Consider the following 17,737-nt stretch of genomic DNA (forward strand, 5'->3'; position numbering starts at 1 on the left):
CGCCGTGTCATTCCTTCATCAGCGGAGCTTTCCTCATGCGCTGGATCAATATCAAGCCAAGTCGGGGCGCGCAATTTGCCCTGATGCTGATACCCTTCGTGCTGCTGATCGTAGCCTATGCCTTCGGCTCGGCGGCGCGCCTGTCCGAGAATGCCAACGACAAGCTGCTGCCCACTCTCTCCGGCTTCGCCCAGGCGATCGAACGCATGGCCTTCATCGCGGATCAGCGTACCGGCGAATACCTGTTCTGGTCGGATACCTGGGCGAGCCTGATCCGGCTTTTCGCAGGCCTCGGCATCTCCACAGCGACAGCGCTGCTGATCGGAATGCTGATCGGCATGCTTCCGTATCTGCGGGCGCTCCTCGCTCCCTTCATCGCTGCCGTCTCTATGGTGCCGCCGCTGGCGCTGCTTCCGATCCTCTTTATCGTGATGGGTCTCGGCGAGATATCCAAGATCGCTCTTATCGTGATCGGCGTCGCGCCGACGATGATCCGCGACCTGGCGCTGAAGGCGCTGGACTTGCCGCGCGAGCAGGTCGTCAAGGCCGAGACGCTTGGCGGCTCCTCGTGGCAGATCGCCTTGCGCGTGGTTCTGCCGCAGATCCTGCCGCGGCTGATCATCTGCCTCAAGCTGCAGTTGGGGCCTGCCTGGCTCTTCCTGATCGCGGCCGAAGCAATTTCCTCGGAATCCGGCCTCGGCTACCGCATCTTCCTCGTCCGCCGCTATCTGGCGATGGACGTGATCTTTCCCTATGTCGTCTGGATCACGCTCCTCGCCGTCTTGACGAACTACGTCCTTGATCGCATCCGCGTCGCCGTCTTCCCCTGGTCCGAACTGGAGAAGCAGGGATGAGCGAACTCAGGATCGAAAATCTCTGGAAGGAATATGGCGACCAGATCGTGCTCGAGAACGTGTCGCTGAGCGTCCCCTCGCGCGCCTTCGTCGCACTTGTCGGGCCTTCCGGCTGCGGCAAGTCGACGTTCCTGCGTATGTTGCTCGGTCAGGAACAGCCGACCAGGGGCCGGATTTTGCTCGATGGCGAGCTTCTTCCGGCGCAGCCCGGCCCCGATCGTGGTGTCGTCTTCCAGCGCTATTCTGTCTTTCCGCATCTAACCGTGCTCGGCAATGTGTTGCTCGGCAAGGAACTTTCCGGCGCGCGCTACATGGCGAAGCTCTTCGGAGCGGCGCGGCGCAATGCGATTGCCGAGGCGCAGCAATTGATCGGCGAAGTCGGCCTGGCCGGGGCGGAGGACAAATATCCGGCACAGCTTTCCGGGGGCATGCAGCAACGGCTGGCCCTTGCCCAGGCGCTAATCATGAAGCCCAAGGTAATGTTGCTTGACGAGCCATTCGGCGCGCTCGACCCGGGTATCCGCGCCGAGATCCACATACTGATGAAACGGCTCTGGCACGAAACGCAGATGACCGTCGTCATGGTTACCCATGACATGCGCGAGGCTTTCACGCTTGCAAGCCGCGTGGTCGCCTTCGAGCGGCGCCGCGATCGACCCGAGGAGAAGCTGCACTACGGCGCGACCATCACTAAGGACATCTCAATCTGGCCGCCACGCCAAGCCGGAGCGCCTTCGATCTTCAGCCCCGACCGGGACGGCCTGGTCGCTTACCAGGGGCATTGCCGGGACGACCTGGCTTCGTCAGGAGAAACCCAGCCATGACACGCGTCAGACGTTCGCCGGAAGAAATCGCTGCCAACCGCGCGCGTTACGAGGAGCATCAGAAGAAGGGGCTCGAATTTGCACCCAAGGCACTGCCCGGTGCAAGCCCATTGCCGGCGCCCGGGATCGCGCCCGACAAGATCATCCACCGCGAGGTAATCCCCGGTGGCTGGTATTGGTCGACCCATATCAAGAAGCACGAGGCATTCCGTGTCAGCCTCGATAGCGGATTCTCGACCATTTCCCTCATCGCCTGGAGTACCGCCGACACCAGCGAGCGGTTGAACCTGCCCGATACAGTGAAGGTGCAGTGGACAACTGCTCTGGGGAAAGGCCGTGTGATTTTCTCTGACATGGGGCGGGTGATGTTTTCGGTGACGGAAGACTCGTCCGGCGCCCACGACGGGCTGATGGGCGGTTCCACATTCACGTCGAACGCGGCAAAATACGGAGAGGGGACACGCAACACCCGTGACAACCTGATCCTCCTTGCAACCAAAGCCGGGCTCGATAAACGCGACATTCCGCCGGCCCTTGCACTCTTTGCTCCGGTCCGCGTCGACCGGAACGGGGCATTTTTGTGGAAGCCGGAACTTCTGCACGAAGGCGATTATGTCGAGTTGCGCGCCGAGATGGATATGATCGTCGGCTTTTCCAACTGCCCCCATACGCTCAATCCGGACACGGTCTATCGACCCAACCCGGTGACCGTCACGCGTATCGCGGCGACCGAGCCCCCGAGCGGCGACCTTTGCCGGACTGCGACCGCCGAGGCTGTTCGCGGCTTTGAAAACAACGCGCGGGCAGCCGTGTGAGGGAAACATGACCATGACCGATTTCATTCAGACAGCGCCGGGCCGTACGCTCGAAAACGCCGCACAGGACCATTACATCCCGGCTGAGGCACCATTTTCGGCGGTGGTCCGGAAGGGCCAGACCATCCGTATCGAGGACACATACGGCCAACAGGCGATCGACACGCTGTTCTACAATGCCGAGGACTTTTCCGAGCGCTACTCCAACCAGGATACGATGCGCGAACAGGGTGCGGCCTATATTTCGACCGGCACGAGGATCATCTCCAATGAGGGCCGGGTGATGCTGACAATGACCGCCGACAGTTGCGGGCGCCACGATACGTCCGCTGGTGCCTGCTCCTGCGAGAGCAATACGGTACGCTTCGGCCACGGCACCAAATATCTCCATGCCTGCCGGGACAATTTCGTTCTTGAAGTCTCCAAGCACGGCATGAGCAAGCGCGATGTCGTCCCCAACATCAATTTCTTCATGAACGTCCCGATCGAGCCAAGCGGCGAGATGACGATCGTCGACGGGATCTCCGCGCCGGGTGACTATGTGGAACTGAAAGCGGAGATGGATGTTTTGCTCGTCATTTCCAATTGCCCGCAGATCAACAATCCCTGCAACGGTTTCGATCCTACCCCGATCCGGGTGCTGGTCTGGGACAGCGAGATCTAACATGTTCAAGAAGGTTCTGATCGCAAACCGGGGCGAGATCGCTGTCCGGATCATCAAGACGTTGCAGCGCATGGGTATTGCATCGGTCGCTGTCTTCTCGGATGTCGACCGCTTTTCCAAGGCGGTGTTGATGGCAGACCAGGCGGTAAGGCTCGGCCCGGCGCCGGCGGCCGAAAGCTACCTCGACGTCGAGGCCGTCATCGCGGCCTGCATGGCAACAGGTGCCGAGGCCGTCCATCCCGGCTACGGCTTCCTTTCGGAGAATATCGACTTCGCCGAGCGGCTGGCAAAGGTAGGCATCGCGTTCATTGGCCCGACGCCCGGCAATATCGCGGCTTTCGGGCTCAAGCACACCGCCCGCGAACTGGCGCAAGCCTGCGGGGTGCCGCTACTTCCCGGCAGCGGCCTCCTGGAGACGAGCGAAGCCGCGCTCACGGCCGCAGCCGACATCGGATATCCGCTGATGCTGAAATCGACCGCCGGCGGGGGCGGCATCGGCATGCGACTCTGCGATGACCCCGAACACCTGACGGCGGCCTTCGAGAGCGTGCAGCGCACTGCGCGCGCAAGCTTCGGTGATGCGCGCGTCTATCTCGAGCGTTTTGTCGCCAAGGCCCGCCATGTTGAAGTGCAGATCTTCGGCGATGGCAATGGCCGAGTGATCGCGCTTGGCGATCGCGACTGCTCGTTACAGCGCAGGAACCAGAAGGTGATCGAGGAGACACCGGCGCCGGGATTGCCGGATGTGGTTCGCACGCGGCTGCATGCCGCGGCCGTCGCGCTCGGCGCCTCCGCCGGCTACCGCTCGGCGGGAACGGTCGAATTCATCTACGATCCTGCGCGTGAGGAATTCTACTTCCTCGAGGTCAATACCCGCCTGCAGGTCGAACATCCGGTGACCGAGGCCGTCTTCGGCATCGATCTCGTCGAATGGATGATCCGCCAGGCGGCTGGGGAGGATATGCTGGCCGGTAACGCGGCCCTTATACCCAGCGGCGCGGCCATCGAAGCGCGCATCTATGCCGAAATGCCGCATGCGGAGTTCAGGCCAAGCGCTGGACTGCTGACCGAGGTCGTCTTTCCGAAAAACGTGCGTGTCGATGGATGGATCGAGACCGGCACCGAGGTCAGCCCCTATTACGATCCCATGCTTGCCAAGGTGATCGTGAAGGCCGAAGATCGTCCCGCCGCAATCGCGGCACTCGGCAAGGCTCTTAAGGAAAGCGCGATTTCCGGAATCGAGACCAATCTCGATTATCTGAGGGCGATTGCGGCTTCGCAGCTCCTGTTAAGTGGTGATGTGGCGACGACGGCGCTCAATGATTTCGCCTTCGTGCCCGAAGTCGTCGAGGTGATCGCGCCAGGCGCCCAGTCGAGCTTACAGGAATTGCCCGGGCGGCTGGGTCTCTGGCACGTCGGGGTACCGCCATGCGGGCCGATGGACGAGCGATCCTTCCGCCATGCCAACCGGCTGGTCGGAAATGCAGACGAGGCGGTAGCTCTCGAACTCACCGTATCCGGCCCAGTGCTCAAATTCCTCGCGGATGTCAGGATCGCACTTGCCGGCGCGCACATGCCGATGACCCTCGACGGTACGTCGATTCCGCAGGGAGCGGCGATCCTCGTCAAGGCGGGCCAGACGCTTGCGATCGGGACGATTGCTGGCGCCGGCCAGCGTTCGTATCTCGCCGTCGCCGGCGGATTTGCAGCACCAGTAGTGCTCGGTTCACGAGCAACCTTCGGCCTGGGACAGTTCGGCGGCCATGCGACCGGCACGCTTCGCGCCGGACATGTGCTGCGGCTTGCCCGCACGCCGCAGCCGACATCGAAGCCGGCCAACGACCCAGCCGAGCTCACGCGCGCCTGGGAGGTCGGCGTCCTCTACGGCCCGCATGGCGCTCCCGATTTCTTTTTGAAGGAAGACATCGAAACGCTGTTTTCGACGGAATACGAAGTCCATTTCAACAGTGCCCGCACCGGCGTGCGGCTGATCGGTCCGGCGCCGACGTGGGCCCGCGCCGATGGTGGCGAGGCGGGGCTCCACCCGTCGAACCTGCACGACAATGCCTATGCCGTCGGCGCAATCGACTTCACCGGCGACATGCCGATCATCCTCGGCCCCGACGGCCCAAGTCTCGGCGGTTTCGTTTGCCCGGCGGTGATTGCGCGCGACGAACAATGGAAGATGGGCCAATTCAAACCGGGCGACAAGATCCGCTTCCACGCGGTGAAACGCACCGGAGACCCGATCGCCGGGCCGATGGTCAAGCGCATCGGCGATGCCGCCGGCTGCCCGATCGTCGGACGGAACGAGACGGGGCCGGTCCCCGTGATCTATCGCCGGCAGGGAGACGACAACCTGCTGGTCGAATATGGGCCAATGCAGCTCGACATTGCGCTCCGCTTGCGTGTCCATCTTTTGATGCAGGCGATCAAGGAGGCGAAGCTCACCGGGCTTATCGATCTTACCCCCGGCATACGATCGCTGCAGATCCACTATGGCGGAAGCGGCCTCACCCGTACACGCCTTCTTGGCCTGCTCGCCGAGATCGAAGCTTCCCTGCCGCCGGCGCAGGCGGTGAAGGTGCCAAGCCGGATCGTGCATCTGCCGCTCTCCTGGAACGATTCAGATGCCGAACTTGCGATGCGCAAGTATCAGGAACTCGTCCGGCCGAATGCGCCCTGGTGCCCGTCGAATATCGAGTTCATCCGACGCATCAACGGCCTGGCCGACGAACAGGCGGTGCGCAAGGTCGTCTTCGACGCCAGTTATCTCGTACTCGGGCTCGGCGACGTCTATCTCGGCGCTCCGGTTGCCACACCGGTGGATCCCCGGCATCGGCTGGTGACGACAAAATACAATCCCGCCAGAACCTGGACGCCGGAAAACGCCGTCGGCATCGGGGGCGCCTATATGTGCATCTACGGCATGGAAGGTCCCGGCGGCTATCAGTTGTTCGGCCGGACGATCCAGGTCTGGAACACTTGGCGCCAGACGCCGTTCTTTTCCAAGGACAAGCCCTGGCTGCTCGATTTTTTTGACCAGATCCGCTTCTTCCCCGTGAGCCACGAGGAACTGACCGAGGCGCGCGCCGCCTTCCCTTATGGCGGTTATCCAGTCCGCATCGAGGAAACCGAATTCAGCTATGCGGCCTATGAAGCGGAGCTTTCTGCCAATGCTCAGGCGATTGGCGCCTTTAAGGCCAATCAGCAATCGGCGTTCGAGGCCGAACGCAAGCGCTGGAAGGATCTTGGCCTTGACAGCTTCGTCGTCGACGAGGGCAGCGGCAGTGGGCTTGGGGGCGAAATACCCGATGGCTGCTTTGGCGTCGAAAGCGCCGTACCCGGAAACGTCTGGAAGATCCTCGTCGAGGAAGGCCAGCCGATCGCCGCCGGTCAGACGCTCGCCATTATCGAATCCATGAAGATGGAAATTAATGTGACCGCCCATGCCCCAGGTCGCGTCCGCGATCTGCGCGCAGGCCCCGGCCGCAACGTGAAAGCCGGCGATGTCCTCGTCGTGCTGGAGGAAATCTGATGCTCCCTACCATTCTCGATCTCGCTTCGCTCCAATCCGCCTATGCAGCCGGACTTTCGCCCCTTGATCTCGTCGAGCAGGTGATCGCCCGAAGCAGAGCTGCCGATGATCCGGCGATCTTCATCACACAGACCCCCGACGATGATTTACGCGCCGCCGCCAGGGATCTGATGGCCCGCGCTCCCGAGCCAAACAGTCTCCCGCTCTGGGGCATCCCCTTCGCGGTCAAGGACAATATCGATGTTGCCGGCTTGCCGACGACGGCGGCCTGCCCGGCCTTTGCTTATCGCCCCGAGCAGGACGCGACGGTGGTGGCGCGGCTGACAACCGCCGGCGCGTTGGTGATCGGCAAGACCAATCTCGACCAGTTCGCCACCGGCCTCAACGGCACGCGGTCTCCCCACGGCGCGCCGCGCTCGGTCTTCGACAGAAACTATGTGTCGGGCGGCTCGAGTTCCGGGTCGGCCGTAGCCGTTGCTTCGGGCCTGGCGAGCTTCGCGCTCGGCACCGATACGGCCGGTTCCGGCCGCGTGCCGGCAGCCTTCAACAACCTGGTCGGCATCAAGCCGACGCCGGGGCTCGTGCCGAATGTCGGCGTGGTTCCCGCCTGCCGCAGCGTCGATGTCGTCACCGTCTTTGCCGCGACGGTCGGCGACGGCGTTGCGATCCGCAAAGTGATGGAGGGTTATGACGCCGCCGACCCCTTCTCACGCAAGGCAGTTCCCGCCAGCCTGCCCGCCTCCGGCCTGAGAATCGGCGTGCTCGACGGAGCCGAACGGGAATTCTTCAGCAACAAGGATGTCGAAGGCCTCTATGATGCGGCCATCGAAAGGGCGCGTGCTCTCGGTGCCACCATCGTTCCTTTCGATTATGCCCCGTTCCGGCAGGCGGCCGAATTGCTGTATAACGGCCCCTGGGTCGCCGAACGGCTGGCCGCGGTGAAGGATTTTCTCGCGACGAATGCCGGTGATTTTGATCCGACGGTGCGCACTATCATCCAGGGTGCGAAAGCCTATGATGCCGTTGCCGCCTTCGAGGGCAGATACAAGCTTGAAGCGCTCCGGCAGAAGACCAGGCAGGAATGGCAAAAGGCGGATATTTTGATGCTGCCGACCTCGCCGACTACTTATACGGTCGAGCAGATGATGGCGGATCCGATTGTCAAAAACGGTCATTTCGGCCGGTACACCAACTTCGTCAACCTGCTCGATTGCGCGGCGATCGCCGTCCCAGCCGGATTTGATGCGGACGGCCACCTGCCGGCCGGTGTGACGCTGATCGGCCCGGCCTTTACCGACGACGCTCTCGCCCCTTTAGCCGACGCCATGCACCGGACCTTGAACATGGGGATGGGTAAGGACCGCGCGGCCGTCATCCCCGAGGTAAGCCACGTGCCGCAGGCCGATGATCGCTCGGTGCCGATCGCTGTCGTCGGGGCACATCTGACTGGCATGCCGCTCAATTCCGAGCTCACGGGAGGAGGTGGGCGCCTTGTCAAAACTTGCCGGACTGCAGGTGACTACCGGCTATTTGTCCTTCCGAATACAGCCCCGCCAAAACCCGGCCTGGTGCGCCAACCTGGGTATCAGGGAAAAGGCCTCGAAGTCGAAGTCTGGGCGCTGCCTCCGGAAGCCTTTGGTCGCTTCGTGCAGAATATCCCCGGACCGCTCGGCATCGGCAAGCTTGTTCTCGATGATGGCTCCAGCGTCTCAGGATTTATCTGCGAAGCCTATGCTGTCGATGGTGCGCACGAGATTACCGAACTCGGCGGCTGGCGACACTACATGCGAATGAAGACCGAAACAGAGGAAATGGACAGAGGATGAGGACATCACTGGCGAGTCGGCCCCCCGCGCAAAGACGACGCTCCCCTCCGAGACTAGGTATGGCTTTTTTGCCTTCGTGTCGTTCGCCTCGTGCGATCCCCAATGGATAGCGGCCTTACACGACGTTATGGGAGGACGTGAAGCGCTGAGTTCACAACCAGGCGCCGCAAGCAATAGCCCTCACAGAAGCAGCACGATCTAGCGAAAGCCACTTGCGGCCTGGCACATCACGCCACGCGTGGCCGAAGGTTTCGAACTGGAAATAGTAGTCAGCCGGTTCTTTTTTCGTCGCCCGCGAGAGACGAAGGATGGCCACCGGGCGGTGGCGCGCAATCATGGTTGAGCCTCTCGACCAATGTATCCGACGACTTGATGCCACAGCTAACAAGCTCAATGGCGCGCTTGACCGCGTCCTGGCCGCGCTCGCTGTGGATTTCAACGCGATGTTTTTGCGACCACCGGCGCAGGGCGGAGGTGATGAGATCGACCTCTTCGTCCGTGAAGGAGAGGAGTTCAAAGAGAACCATGACGCCCTCCCATGAAGCAAAACAGTCGTCCGAATACAACCTCGTCGGGGCCAGGAAAAACTATGGCAGAAAGCACGAACGGCTAAAAGGCATTGTGCGTTTTCGGACATACCGGATCCATCAAGCCAGCCACGGCGCTGCCGGACCGGCTGTTGGTCAGCAGCGTTGAAAGCCAGCCGCAGGGCCAGCTTGACTGATCCAGAGCTTCACGCGCCCAGGATCTTGGTACAACGGCCCCCGCGCTTACCCAACGCGATGTTTCGAGCACAAAAGGACTGAGCGCTGATCTCCCTACGCTGGAAGAGGCGCGTCCTGCGGGCGCTGCTGCTCGGTCCGGGAAGAGGCGGCTTCGCCAAGCACACCGAGATCGTCAGCGGACGTGTCACCGACAATCGACACTGCGAATTCCGAAAGCCGGCGGCGCAAGCGAACTGAGTATTGCGCTTCATTCGGCGTTAAAGAAACATCTTGAATTCAATCGAAGTCTTTGCCACCTGATCGATCGTTTTTTTCATCATGGGAGATCATGACGTATGACGACGACCGCCACGCACGACACTGCCGAAAACCACATCTTCGAAGCCGATGTGGCGCGCCTTCTGCATATGATGGTGCATTCGGTCTATTCGGATAAGGATGTCTTTCTGCGTGAACTGATCTCGAACGCCGCCGATGCGTCCGAGAAGCTGCGGTTCGAGGCGATTGCCACACCCACAATGCTTGCAAACGATCCGGACAGCCGGATCACGCTATCGCTCGACGAGGAAAAGCGCCAGTTGGTCGTCGAGGACAACGGAATTGGTATGAGCCGTGACGAATTGATCGAGGCGCTCGGCACCATTGCCCGCTCGGGAACCCGTGCCTTCATGGAGCGCATTGAGGCCAACAAGACCGGCGAGAGCGCACAACTGATCGGACAGTTCGGTGTCGGCTTCTATTCCTGCTTCATGGTTGCCGAACGCGTCGACGTGGTTTCCCGGCGTGCGGGCGCCGATGAGGCTTGGTTGTGGTCGTCTGATGGTCGGGGCAGCTATAGCGTCAGCCCCGTGGACGTGGTGGATGCTCCGCCGCGTGGCACGCGTATCACTTTGCATTTGATGGAGGACGCCAAGACCTACACATCCCGTTGGTCGGTCGAGCGGATCGTCAAGGAGCAATCCGGCCACGTTCCCGTGCCGATCACGATCATTGAAAAGCCGGGCGCCGAACCGATCCAGCTCACCGACGGTACGGCTCTTTGGACTCGTTCGAAAAGTGACATTTCGACCGAAGAGTATACGGATTTCTACCGCGGAATTTCCGGACAGTACGACGAGCCTGCCGTGACTGTTCATTTCCGGGCCGAAGGACGGCATGAGTATACTGCACTAGCCTTTGTTCCGGGATCGCAGCCGTTCGACATGTTTGATCCTGACCGCAAGGGCCGGATGAAGCTTTATGTAAAGCGTGTCTTCATCACCGATGACACCGAACTCATGCCGCGTTATCTTCGCTTTGTGAGAGGCCTGATCGATACCGCAGACCTTCCCCTCAACGTTTCGCGCGAGATGATCCAGGCGAGCCCCATTCTGGCGGCGATCAGGAAGGGCGTCACCAGCAGGGTCGTAGCAGCAATCGAAAAACTCGCCGAGACCGATGCGGACGCCTTCATCAAGTTTTGGGAGAATTTCGGTTCAGTCGTTAAGGAAGGCATTTACGAGGATTTCGAACGCCGCTCGCAGCTGATTGCCCTATCGCGCTTTAGAACCACGGCCTCGAGTGACGGGTATCGCTCTCTGGCAAATTATGTGAAGGATGCCAAACAGGATCAGAGCGCAATTTATTATTTGACCGGCAGCAATCTGGATCAGCTGAAGGCATCGCCGCAGCTAGAAGGATTTCGCGCTCGCGGCATCGAGGTCCTGCTGTTGACCGACTCCATCGACAGCTTCTGGGTGATGAATGCACCCGAATTCGAAGGAAGGACCTTCAAATCGATCACGCAAGGGGCAGCTGACCTGGCGCAGTTCGCCACGTCCAATGACGAAGCAGCCACGAAGAGCGAAACGTCGGCGGATCTCGAGAGCTTCATCGCCTTTGCCCGCGAGACGCTCGCAGACCAGGTGTCGGATGTTCGTGCCTCCGATCGACTGACGGAAAGTGCGGTTTGCCTTGTCGCATCTGAGCAAGGCTACGACCGCCAGATGGAAAAGATACTGCAGGGCGCAGGGCGGCTCCAGTCGGCTGCAAAGCCCATCCTGGAGATCAATCTCGAGCATCCGCTGGTGAAGGGAATTGCTGCCAAAGACGACGGCTCTTCGCTAAGGGAGGATGCAGCATTGCTCCTGCTTGACCAAGCACGGATCCTTGATGGCGACAGACCCGTCGATCCCCGTGCCTTTGCCGAGAGACTGACACGGGTATTCCAAAGAGCGTTGCAATCTTGATGGAGAGCTGGCGGTAGGCTTACTCTGCCGCAATAGTCAACATCACCGGTAACGCTTGCGGAACCGTGCTCGACATGGGCAGGACGCGGTACGAATGTCACCTTGCCGGCGGACGGCATGTCCGCCGGGAATGGGCCACGTAACTGTTTTCTTTGCTGCGATAGACGTCCGGCAGGATAAAGATCTCATCGGCGCGGCCGTAACCGCCGTCCTTCACCTCCTCGATTAGTACCATGGTGTGCGGCCTTGCGGCCTCTGAAAAATACTCGACGAGCATGTTCGTCGTGCGGTGCACGATCTCCTGCTTCTGGGCGCGGTTCAGCGCGCCTTCCGGCGTCTTGATGTTCACGAATGGCATGGTTTTATCCTCGGTTCGGGCTTGCTTCAGATCATGCCGCCATTGACGCGAAGTACCTGGCCGTTCACCCAGGCACCTTCGGAGCTGGCCAGGAAGGCAACGACCGAAGCGACATCCTCCGGTTGGCAAAGCCGGCTCAGCGGTATCGTTCTGACGATGGACTGGACCAGTTCATCCGATTTGCCGGTCATGAACATATCCGTTTCGACCGGGCCGGGCGCGACCGCGTTGCTCGCTCTGAGACGTGGCTGTCTTACTACTCCTTCGCTTAAGCCTTTGGGACAGGCTTCGATGCGCGAGAAATATGTTATTCTTCGATCTCGCGCGCTCTCGCAGACCATCGACGCCCACGGGACGTGCGTTCCGCCAGTCCTATTCTGGCATCTGGCCCTGCCCCGTCTGCCCCCAGCCCGCAGGGCCTTTTTTGTGAGGGGTATCACTGCGAGCCGACGTTCCACCACTTTGGAGGAATTGAATGGGTCATTCCGTCTGGGCATTGCGAGCAAGCCCAGTCGTGCATCGTGCTTTCATCTGTCAGCCCGAGCAGTAATCCCGAACGCTGCAAGAACTACAATTTGCTTGTGGAAATGGTCCTATGAGGGAAGTCAGCTGGGGATCCGAGCGACATCCCGATATGTCAAAGGGCTGCGCGGCGGCGCGCTCTTCTAGACGAGTGGCCTACCACCTTGGCCGTCGACGATCACGAACGGCTGCCGCGGAAGCATGTGTCAATCCCGAAAGAAAGCAGCCATCGCAATGCCTTGTGCGCGACCAGCCTACGCGCAATTCCCTGTTGCCAGCATTGTTATCGATAACATACCATGTCTTGCAAGTTCACAGAGCTTTGGGAGGAGCGCCGATGTCGAGCGAAAAACTGCTGGAGTTTCGCTCCATCACCAAGGAGTTCGGCGGCACTCGGGCCTTGTCGCAGGTATCGCTGGATTTGCATCCGGGGGAGATCCTGGCGCTTCTTGGAGAAAACGGCGCGGGCAAATCGACACTCATCAAGACCTTGGCCGGCATCTACAGGCCGGACGGCGGCGATATTCAGTTCCGTGGTGAACCCTATGTCCATCGGCCGCCAAAGCCTAACGAACGTCAGCCTCTCGCCTTTATCCACCAGGACCTTGGCCTGATCGAATGGATGACGGTCGGCGAAAATGTCGGATTGGCGCAGGGTTTCTCCATGCGTTCGCGCCTGATCGACTGGAAGCGAACGGAGGAGCGGGCCAGGGAGGCGCTGAATCTCGTCGGCTGCGACTTTGATCCGTCGACGCGTGTCCAGGATCTCACCCGTACCGAAAAGTCGCTTGTGGCGATTGCCCGCGCGCTCGCCGTCGAAGCGGACGTGCTTGTTCTCGACGAGCCGACCGCCAGCCTTCCGGCTGATGAGGTGGAGCGTCTCTTCCATGCAATCCGTCCGCTGAAAGCGCGAGGGGTGGCGATGATCTACGTTTCGCATCGGCTCGATGAGATTTTCCGCATCGCCGACCGGGTCGCGGTCTTGCGCGACGGACGCCTGGTTGGCCAGAAGCCGGTGGCACAGACGACGCCGGACGAATTGATTGAAATGATCGTCGGCCGCAAGACGGACCAACTCTTCGCCAAAGCGACAAGCAATCCGGGCGAGACGATCGTCAGCATTCGGGATCTTGCCTGCCGCAGCGCCGGACCTGTCTCCTTTGATATCCGGAAAGGAGAGCTGCTTGGGTTGGTTGGCTTGCGCGGCGCCGGTCAGGAACTGATCGGTCGGGCCCTTTTTGGCTGCGAAGCTTTTTCCGGCGCAGTAAATGTCGGTGGGGCGGTACCGGACCTGTCGAGCCCGGTCGCTGCAATGAGGTCCGGCATAGGCCTGATTGCGCGCGACCGCACCGAAGAATCCGTTGCCATGTCGCTGTCGCTTCGGGAAAACACCTTCCTCAATCCGGCAGCGTCCGGACGCAGGCTCCTTTCTTTCCTGACGCCGTTTAAAGAAGCGTCCCTGGCGCGCACGATCGGCGAGAGTGTCGGATTGAGGCCGAACGACCAGAGCATGCCGATCGAGGCGCTATCGGGGGGCAACCAGCAGAAGGTGGTTGTCGGCCGCTGGCTTGCAACTGGTCGCAAGCTCCTGATCGCCGAGGATCCGACCGCAGGCGTCGATGTCGGCGCCAAGGCCGACATCTATCGGCTGATCGCCCGTGCACTTGAGGCGGGTCTGGCTGTCGTCGTCGTGTCGACGGATTTCGAGGAAATCGCACATATCTGCCATCGTGCCTTGGTGTTTTCACGCGGACGGATTGTACGTGAATTGCAAGGTGCGGATTTAACCACATCGGCGGTGATCGCTGCCGCGTCGGCTTCAGAGGCCGCTTGAGTTCCGGGAGAAGATAATGCAGTCGATCGAATCCACCGCCCTTGAGCCGACCCGAGCCGAACTGGCGGGCCTCAGCTATACGCAGAAGCTCCTGCGGTTCCTGCCGGTTTACGGCCTGGTCATCCTTACTTTGCTGCTTATCGTGCTGTTTTCGCTTCTCCTGCCGCAGACCTTTCCGACGGTTCTCAATCTTCGCTCGATCGTCTCCGACAAGGCGATCATCGCTCTCCTGTCGCTGGCGGCCATGATCCCGATGGCTGCCGGCCGCATCGATCTTACGGTCGGCTACGGCATCGTGCTCTGGCACATTCTTGCGATCAGCCTGCAAACCGTGTTCGGCGTGCCTTGGCCGGTCGCAGTCGTCATCGTGCTTGCGCTCGGTGCTATCACCGGCTTCCTCAACGGTCTTCTGGTGGAGGTCGCACGCATCGACTCGTTCATTGCGACGCTCGGCACCGGCACGGTCCTCTACGCGCTGGCACTCTGGCACACCGGCGGGCGCCAGGTCGTTGGCGTCTTGCCGGAGGCTTTTTACTCGTTGAACGGCACCATGGTATTCGGCCTGCCGATCACCGGCTTTTATGTGCTGCTGCTTGCCGTTGCGCTCTGGCTCATTCTCGAATATCTGCCGATTGGCCGCTATATCTATGCGATCGGCGCCAATCCGAAAGCGGCAGCGCTGAACGGCATTCCGGTCCGCCGCTTTGTCATCGCCGCTTTTGTCTCCTCGGGCACCCTTGCTGCGCTTGCAGGCGTCCTGCTCGCCTCTAAGCTGCGCATCGGCCAGGCCAGTGTTGGCCTCGAGTACCTGCTGACGGCGCTCGTCGGTGCCTTTCTCGGCTCAACCACCATCAAGCCTGGACGCGTCAATGTCTGGGGCACGATGACCGGTGTCATCATTCTTGCCGTCGGCATTTCCGGCATCCAGCAATTCGGTGGCTCGTTCTTCGTCGAACCACTCTTCAACGGCATCACCCTGCTCGTGGCCATCGGCATCGCCGGTTATGCGCAGAGGAAACGGGGTGCAGTTGGAAAAACGGCAGCCACCAATCCGGCATCTGCAAACCCACCGAAAAACTGATCGCCGTCGGCACACAAACTTCAAAGGGAGGAAGAACCATGAAACGCAGAACGCTTATCCAGAGTTCCGTCGCCGCACTGGCCTTGATGCTCGCGGGACCGGCACTGGCAGATGCCATGTCCGACGCCAAGGCGGTGGTCGAAAAATATGCGACCCGCGTCACCACCTGGGACGGACCGAAGACAGGACCCAAGGCGCAGTAGGGAAAGACGATCGTCGTGCTCGCCGGCGACCTGAAGAACGGCGGCATCTTGGGCGTTACCACCGGCGTCGAGGAGGCTGCAGCCGCCATCGGTTGGCAGGTCAAGGTTCTCGACGGTGCGGGCTCGATCGGCGGCCGCACGGCAGCGTTCGGCCAGGCCATGGCGCTGAAGCCCGCCGGGATCATCATCAACGGCTTCGATGCCGTCGAGCAGGCGCCGGCTCTTGAGCAGGCAAAGGCTGCGGGAATTCCGCTCGTCGCCTGGCACGCAGGCCCGGTCATCGGCCCTGACGAAAAAACCGGCCTTTTCGCCAACGTCAGCACCGACGCGATGGAAGTTTCCAAGTCGGCCGCGGACTGGGCCTATGCAGATGCGAAGGGCAAGCCAGGCGTCGTGATCTTCACCGACTCGACCTATGCGATCGCCATCGCCAAGGCCGACAAGATGAAAGAGGAGATCGAAAAACTCGGCGGCAAGGTTCTTGAATATGTCGATACGCCCATTGCCGAAACCTCCCAGCGCATGCCGCAACTGACGACATCGTTGCTGCAAAAATACGGCGACCAGTGGACTCATTCGCTCGCCATCAACGATCTTTATTTCGACTTCATGGGCCCGTCGCTGGCAGCCGCCGGCAAGGGTGGTACAGACGAGCCAATCAATGTCGCTGCCGGTGACGGCTCGGAATCGGCCTACCAGCGCATCCGCGCCGGCCAGTTCCAGAAAGTTACGGTCGCCGAGCCCCTCAACCTGCAGGGCTGGCAGCTTGTCGACGAGTTGAACCGCGCCTTTGCCGGCCAACACTGGTCTGGCTATCTCTCCCCGCTCCATGTCGTCACCGCCGACAATGTCGAATTCGATGGCGGCACCAAGAACTCGTTCGATCCAGAAAACGGTTACCGCGACGAGTATAAAAAGCTCTGGGGCAAGATGTAGCAGCCTCCCTCCCGGAAACTGGGCACCGCGAATGGTGCCATTTTTTTGCACGTTGCGTCGCAAGCGATATTGACGGAAGGATGAACGGGCGATCGATTATCGTTTCGTCGTCGTGTTGCCCTGGATGAGCTGGATCTCAGCCCGCCACGATCTGTTCACGTGCACGTGTGCAAGTATATTCAAGAGCGCCTGAGCCGCCGTCTTTCCGATCTCGGCGCGAGGTACATCAACGGTCGTAAGTCTGGTTCGGACCGTGTTGGGGAGGGACGTGCCGTTAAATCCCACCACGGACACCTGCTCTGGAACTGGAATTCCCGCTTCGTGCAGATAGGAGAGGCCACCAAGCGCCATCGCGTCGTTCAAAAAGTGAATAGCCTGGATCTCGGGATGATCGCGGATCAATTCCTGCGTAAGGGCGCGTCCTGTTTCGGCCTGTCTCGGCCGATTTTCGCAAACCATGCTGATCACGTCGATGTTGGCGCTCGCAAGCGTAGACCGCAAGGCAAGGTAGCGCCAGCGGGCGCAGAGATCCTTCTCCAATTCGGCGCCGACATAGGCAACGCGCCTCAGGCGGCGCTCCAGGAAATGCGCAGCAACGAGTTGCCCTGCCTCCATGTGCGAAGGGCCTGCGCTGAAATCGAGATCTTCATTGTCGCAATCCCACAATTGAATGGCCGGGCAGGTACGTCTTTCTAGCAATTTGTCGCAAGCGGCGCTTCGTGCCATGCCGCCATTTAGCAAAAGCCCTGCCGGGCGGAAGGACAGCATCTCGCGCACGAGGTCTGCTTCGATGCCGGGATCGAAATGCGATTCTCCGATGAAGGTATGAAGTCCATTGGGGCGCAGGATGGCGTTTACCCCACTCAGCACTTCGGAAAAGACGATGTCGCTCATCGAGGGGATAATCACTGCTACCATCCGGCTCTTGCGCGAACTCAATGATCCGGCAAGGTTGTTCGGCAGATAGCCAAGCTCGTCTGCGGCACATCTCACCCTTTGTTGCGTCGCCTCGGAAATGTTGCCGACGCCTCGCATCACCTTTGAGACTGTCATGCTGCTTACGCCTGCCTTTGCCGCCACATCAAGCAGCGTGACGATCCGTGTCTTATCCTTTGCCACTTGCCTCGTCCCCACGCCTTGAAAAGTAAAAACTGGCTTGACAGTCCGATTGTTATCGATACCATAAAATGAGGTTAACGATAACCCTTGCATGATTTAGATGCAATGCCCGGTGCAAGGGAGTCCAGAGGAGGCGAGCAATGGAGCGGTTTCTGTCGCTCCAGAGATCGCATGCACGAGCAAGAGCTCAGTCAAATAAGGTGGAGGAAT

The 17,737-nt window shown here is 60.5% G+C and carries 12 protein-coding genes and 2 pseudogenes; 10 read left to right on the top strand and 4 right to left on the bottom strand.

The genetic code is table 11. The annotated features are described in order from the left end of the window. Positions 1–35: 35 nt before the first annotated feature. Genes QA644_RS23580 through atzF form a run of 6 tightly spaced genes read left to right on the top strand, consistent with a single transcriptional unit; the run spans position 36 to position 8,521 of the window. Complete coding sequence (locus tag QA644_RS23580; RefSeq protein ID WP_239601176.1) at positions 36–854, top strand: ABC transporter permease subunit; 819 nt, start codon at positions 36–38, stop codon at positions 852–854. After that, complete coding sequence (locus QA644_RS23585) at positions 851–1,678, top strand: ABC transporter ATP-binding protein (RefSeq protein WP_283073540.1); 828 nt, start codon at positions 851–853, stop codon at positions 1,676–1,678. Before QA644_RS23580 ends, QA644_RS23585 begins: the two co-directional genes overlap by 4 nt. Next, positions 1,675–2,493 carry an urea amidolyase associated protein UAAP1 gene (locus tag QA644_RS23590; RefSeq protein WP_283073541.1) on the top strand — a complete coding sequence of 273 codons (819 nt, stop codon included), beginning with the start codon at positions 1,675–1,677 and terminating at the stop codon, positions 2,491–2,493. Before QA644_RS23585 ends, QA644_RS23590 begins: the two co-directional genes overlap by 4 nt. Before the next feature lie 13 nt (positions 2,494–2,506). Continuing rightward, entirely contained in the window at positions 2,507–3,157 is a 651-nt protein-coding gene (locus QA644_RS23595; protein ID WP_194731499.1) for an urea amidolyase associated protein UAAP2, read from the top strand. 1 nt (position 3,158) lies between these two features. Continuing rightward, entirely contained in the window at positions 3,159–6,695 is a 3,537-nt protein-coding gene (gene uca / locus QA644_RS23600; protein ID WP_283073542.1) for an urea carboxylase, read from the top strand. Then, the gene (gene atzF / locus QA644_RS23605) at positions 6,695–8,521 is read left to right on the top strand and encodes an allophanate hydrolase (protein ID WP_283073543.1); all 1,827 of its coding nucleotides are present in this window, start codon (positions 6,695–6,697) and stop codon (positions 8,519–8,521) included. Before uca ends, atzF begins: the two co-directional genes overlap by 1 nt. Positions 8,522–8,790: 269 nt before the next feature. On the opposite strand, the gene QA644_RS23610 is transcribed toward atzF, so the two are convergent. Further along, positions 8,791–9,048: a hypothetical protein gene (locus QA644_RS23610; RefSeq protein WP_283073544.1), complete on the bottom strand. Its 258-nt coding sequence runs from the start codon at positions 9,046–9,048 to the stop codon at positions 8,791–8,793. A 533-nt stretch (positions 9,049–9,581) separates the two neighbouring features. Between QA644_RS23610 and htpG the strand changes: the two genes are divergently transcribed. Continuing rightward, positions 9,582–11,474, top strand: coding sequence for a molecular chaperone HtpG (gene htpG, locus QA644_RS23615; RefSeq protein WP_283073545.1), 1,893 nt, complete (start codon positions 9,582–9,584; stop codon positions 11,472–11,474). Between the two features lie 97 nt (positions 11,475–11,571). Here htpG and QA644_RS23620 read toward each other — a convergent pair whose 3' ends face one another. Both QA644_RS23620 and QA644_RS23625 read right to left on the bottom strand, forming a co-directional pair. Further along, positions 11,572–11,832, bottom strand: a complete 261-nt coding sequence (locus QA644_RS23620; protein WP_283073546.1) for a 4-oxalocrotonate tautomerase family protein — start codon at positions 11,830–11,832, stop codon at positions 11,572–11,574. A gap of 26 nt (positions 11,833–11,858) precedes the next feature. Further along, positions 11,859–12,062, bottom strand: a pseudogene (locus QA644_RS23625) (SDR family oxidoreductase); the annotation flags it as partial. Positions 12,063–12,691: 629 nt separating this feature from the next. Between QA644_RS23625 and QA644_RS23630 the strand changes: the two are divergent. The 3 genes and pseudogenes from QA644_RS23630 to QA644_RS23640 all read left to right on the top strand — a co-directional run bounded on the left by QA644_RS23630 (position 12,692) and on the right by QA644_RS23640 (position 16,408). Then, complete coding sequence (locus QA644_RS23630; protein WP_283073547.1) at positions 12,692–14,188, top strand: sugar ABC transporter ATP-binding protein; 1,497 nt, start codon at positions 12,692–12,694, stop codon at positions 14,186–14,188. Positions 14,189–14,204: 16 nt separating this feature from the next. Then, positions 14,205–15,269 carry an ABC transporter permease gene (locus QA644_RS23635; protein ID WP_283073548.1) on the top strand — a complete coding sequence of 355 codons (1,065 nt, stop codon included), beginning with the start codon at positions 14,205–14,207 and terminating at the stop codon, positions 15,267–15,269. A 38-nt stretch (positions 15,270–15,307) separates the two neighbouring features. After that, positions 15,308–16,408, top strand: a pseudogene (locus QA644_RS23640) (substrate-binding domain-containing protein). 96 nt (positions 16,409–16,504) lie between these two features. Here the strand turns inward: QA644_RS23640 and QA644_RS23645 are convergent. Next, a complete protein-coding gene (locus tag QA644_RS23645) occupies positions 16,505–17,527 on the bottom strand; it encodes a LacI family DNA-binding transcriptional regulator (protein WP_239601161.1) in 1,023 nt (340 codons plus the stop codon). Between the last annotated feature and the right edge of the window lie 210 nt (positions 17,528–17,737).

Origin of the sequence: Rhizobium sp. CC1099 (assembly GCF_029714385.1) — a bacterium.
Taxonomy (GTDB): domain Bacteria; phylum Pseudomonadota; class Alphaproteobacteria; order Rhizobiales; family Rhizobiaceae; genus Rhizobium.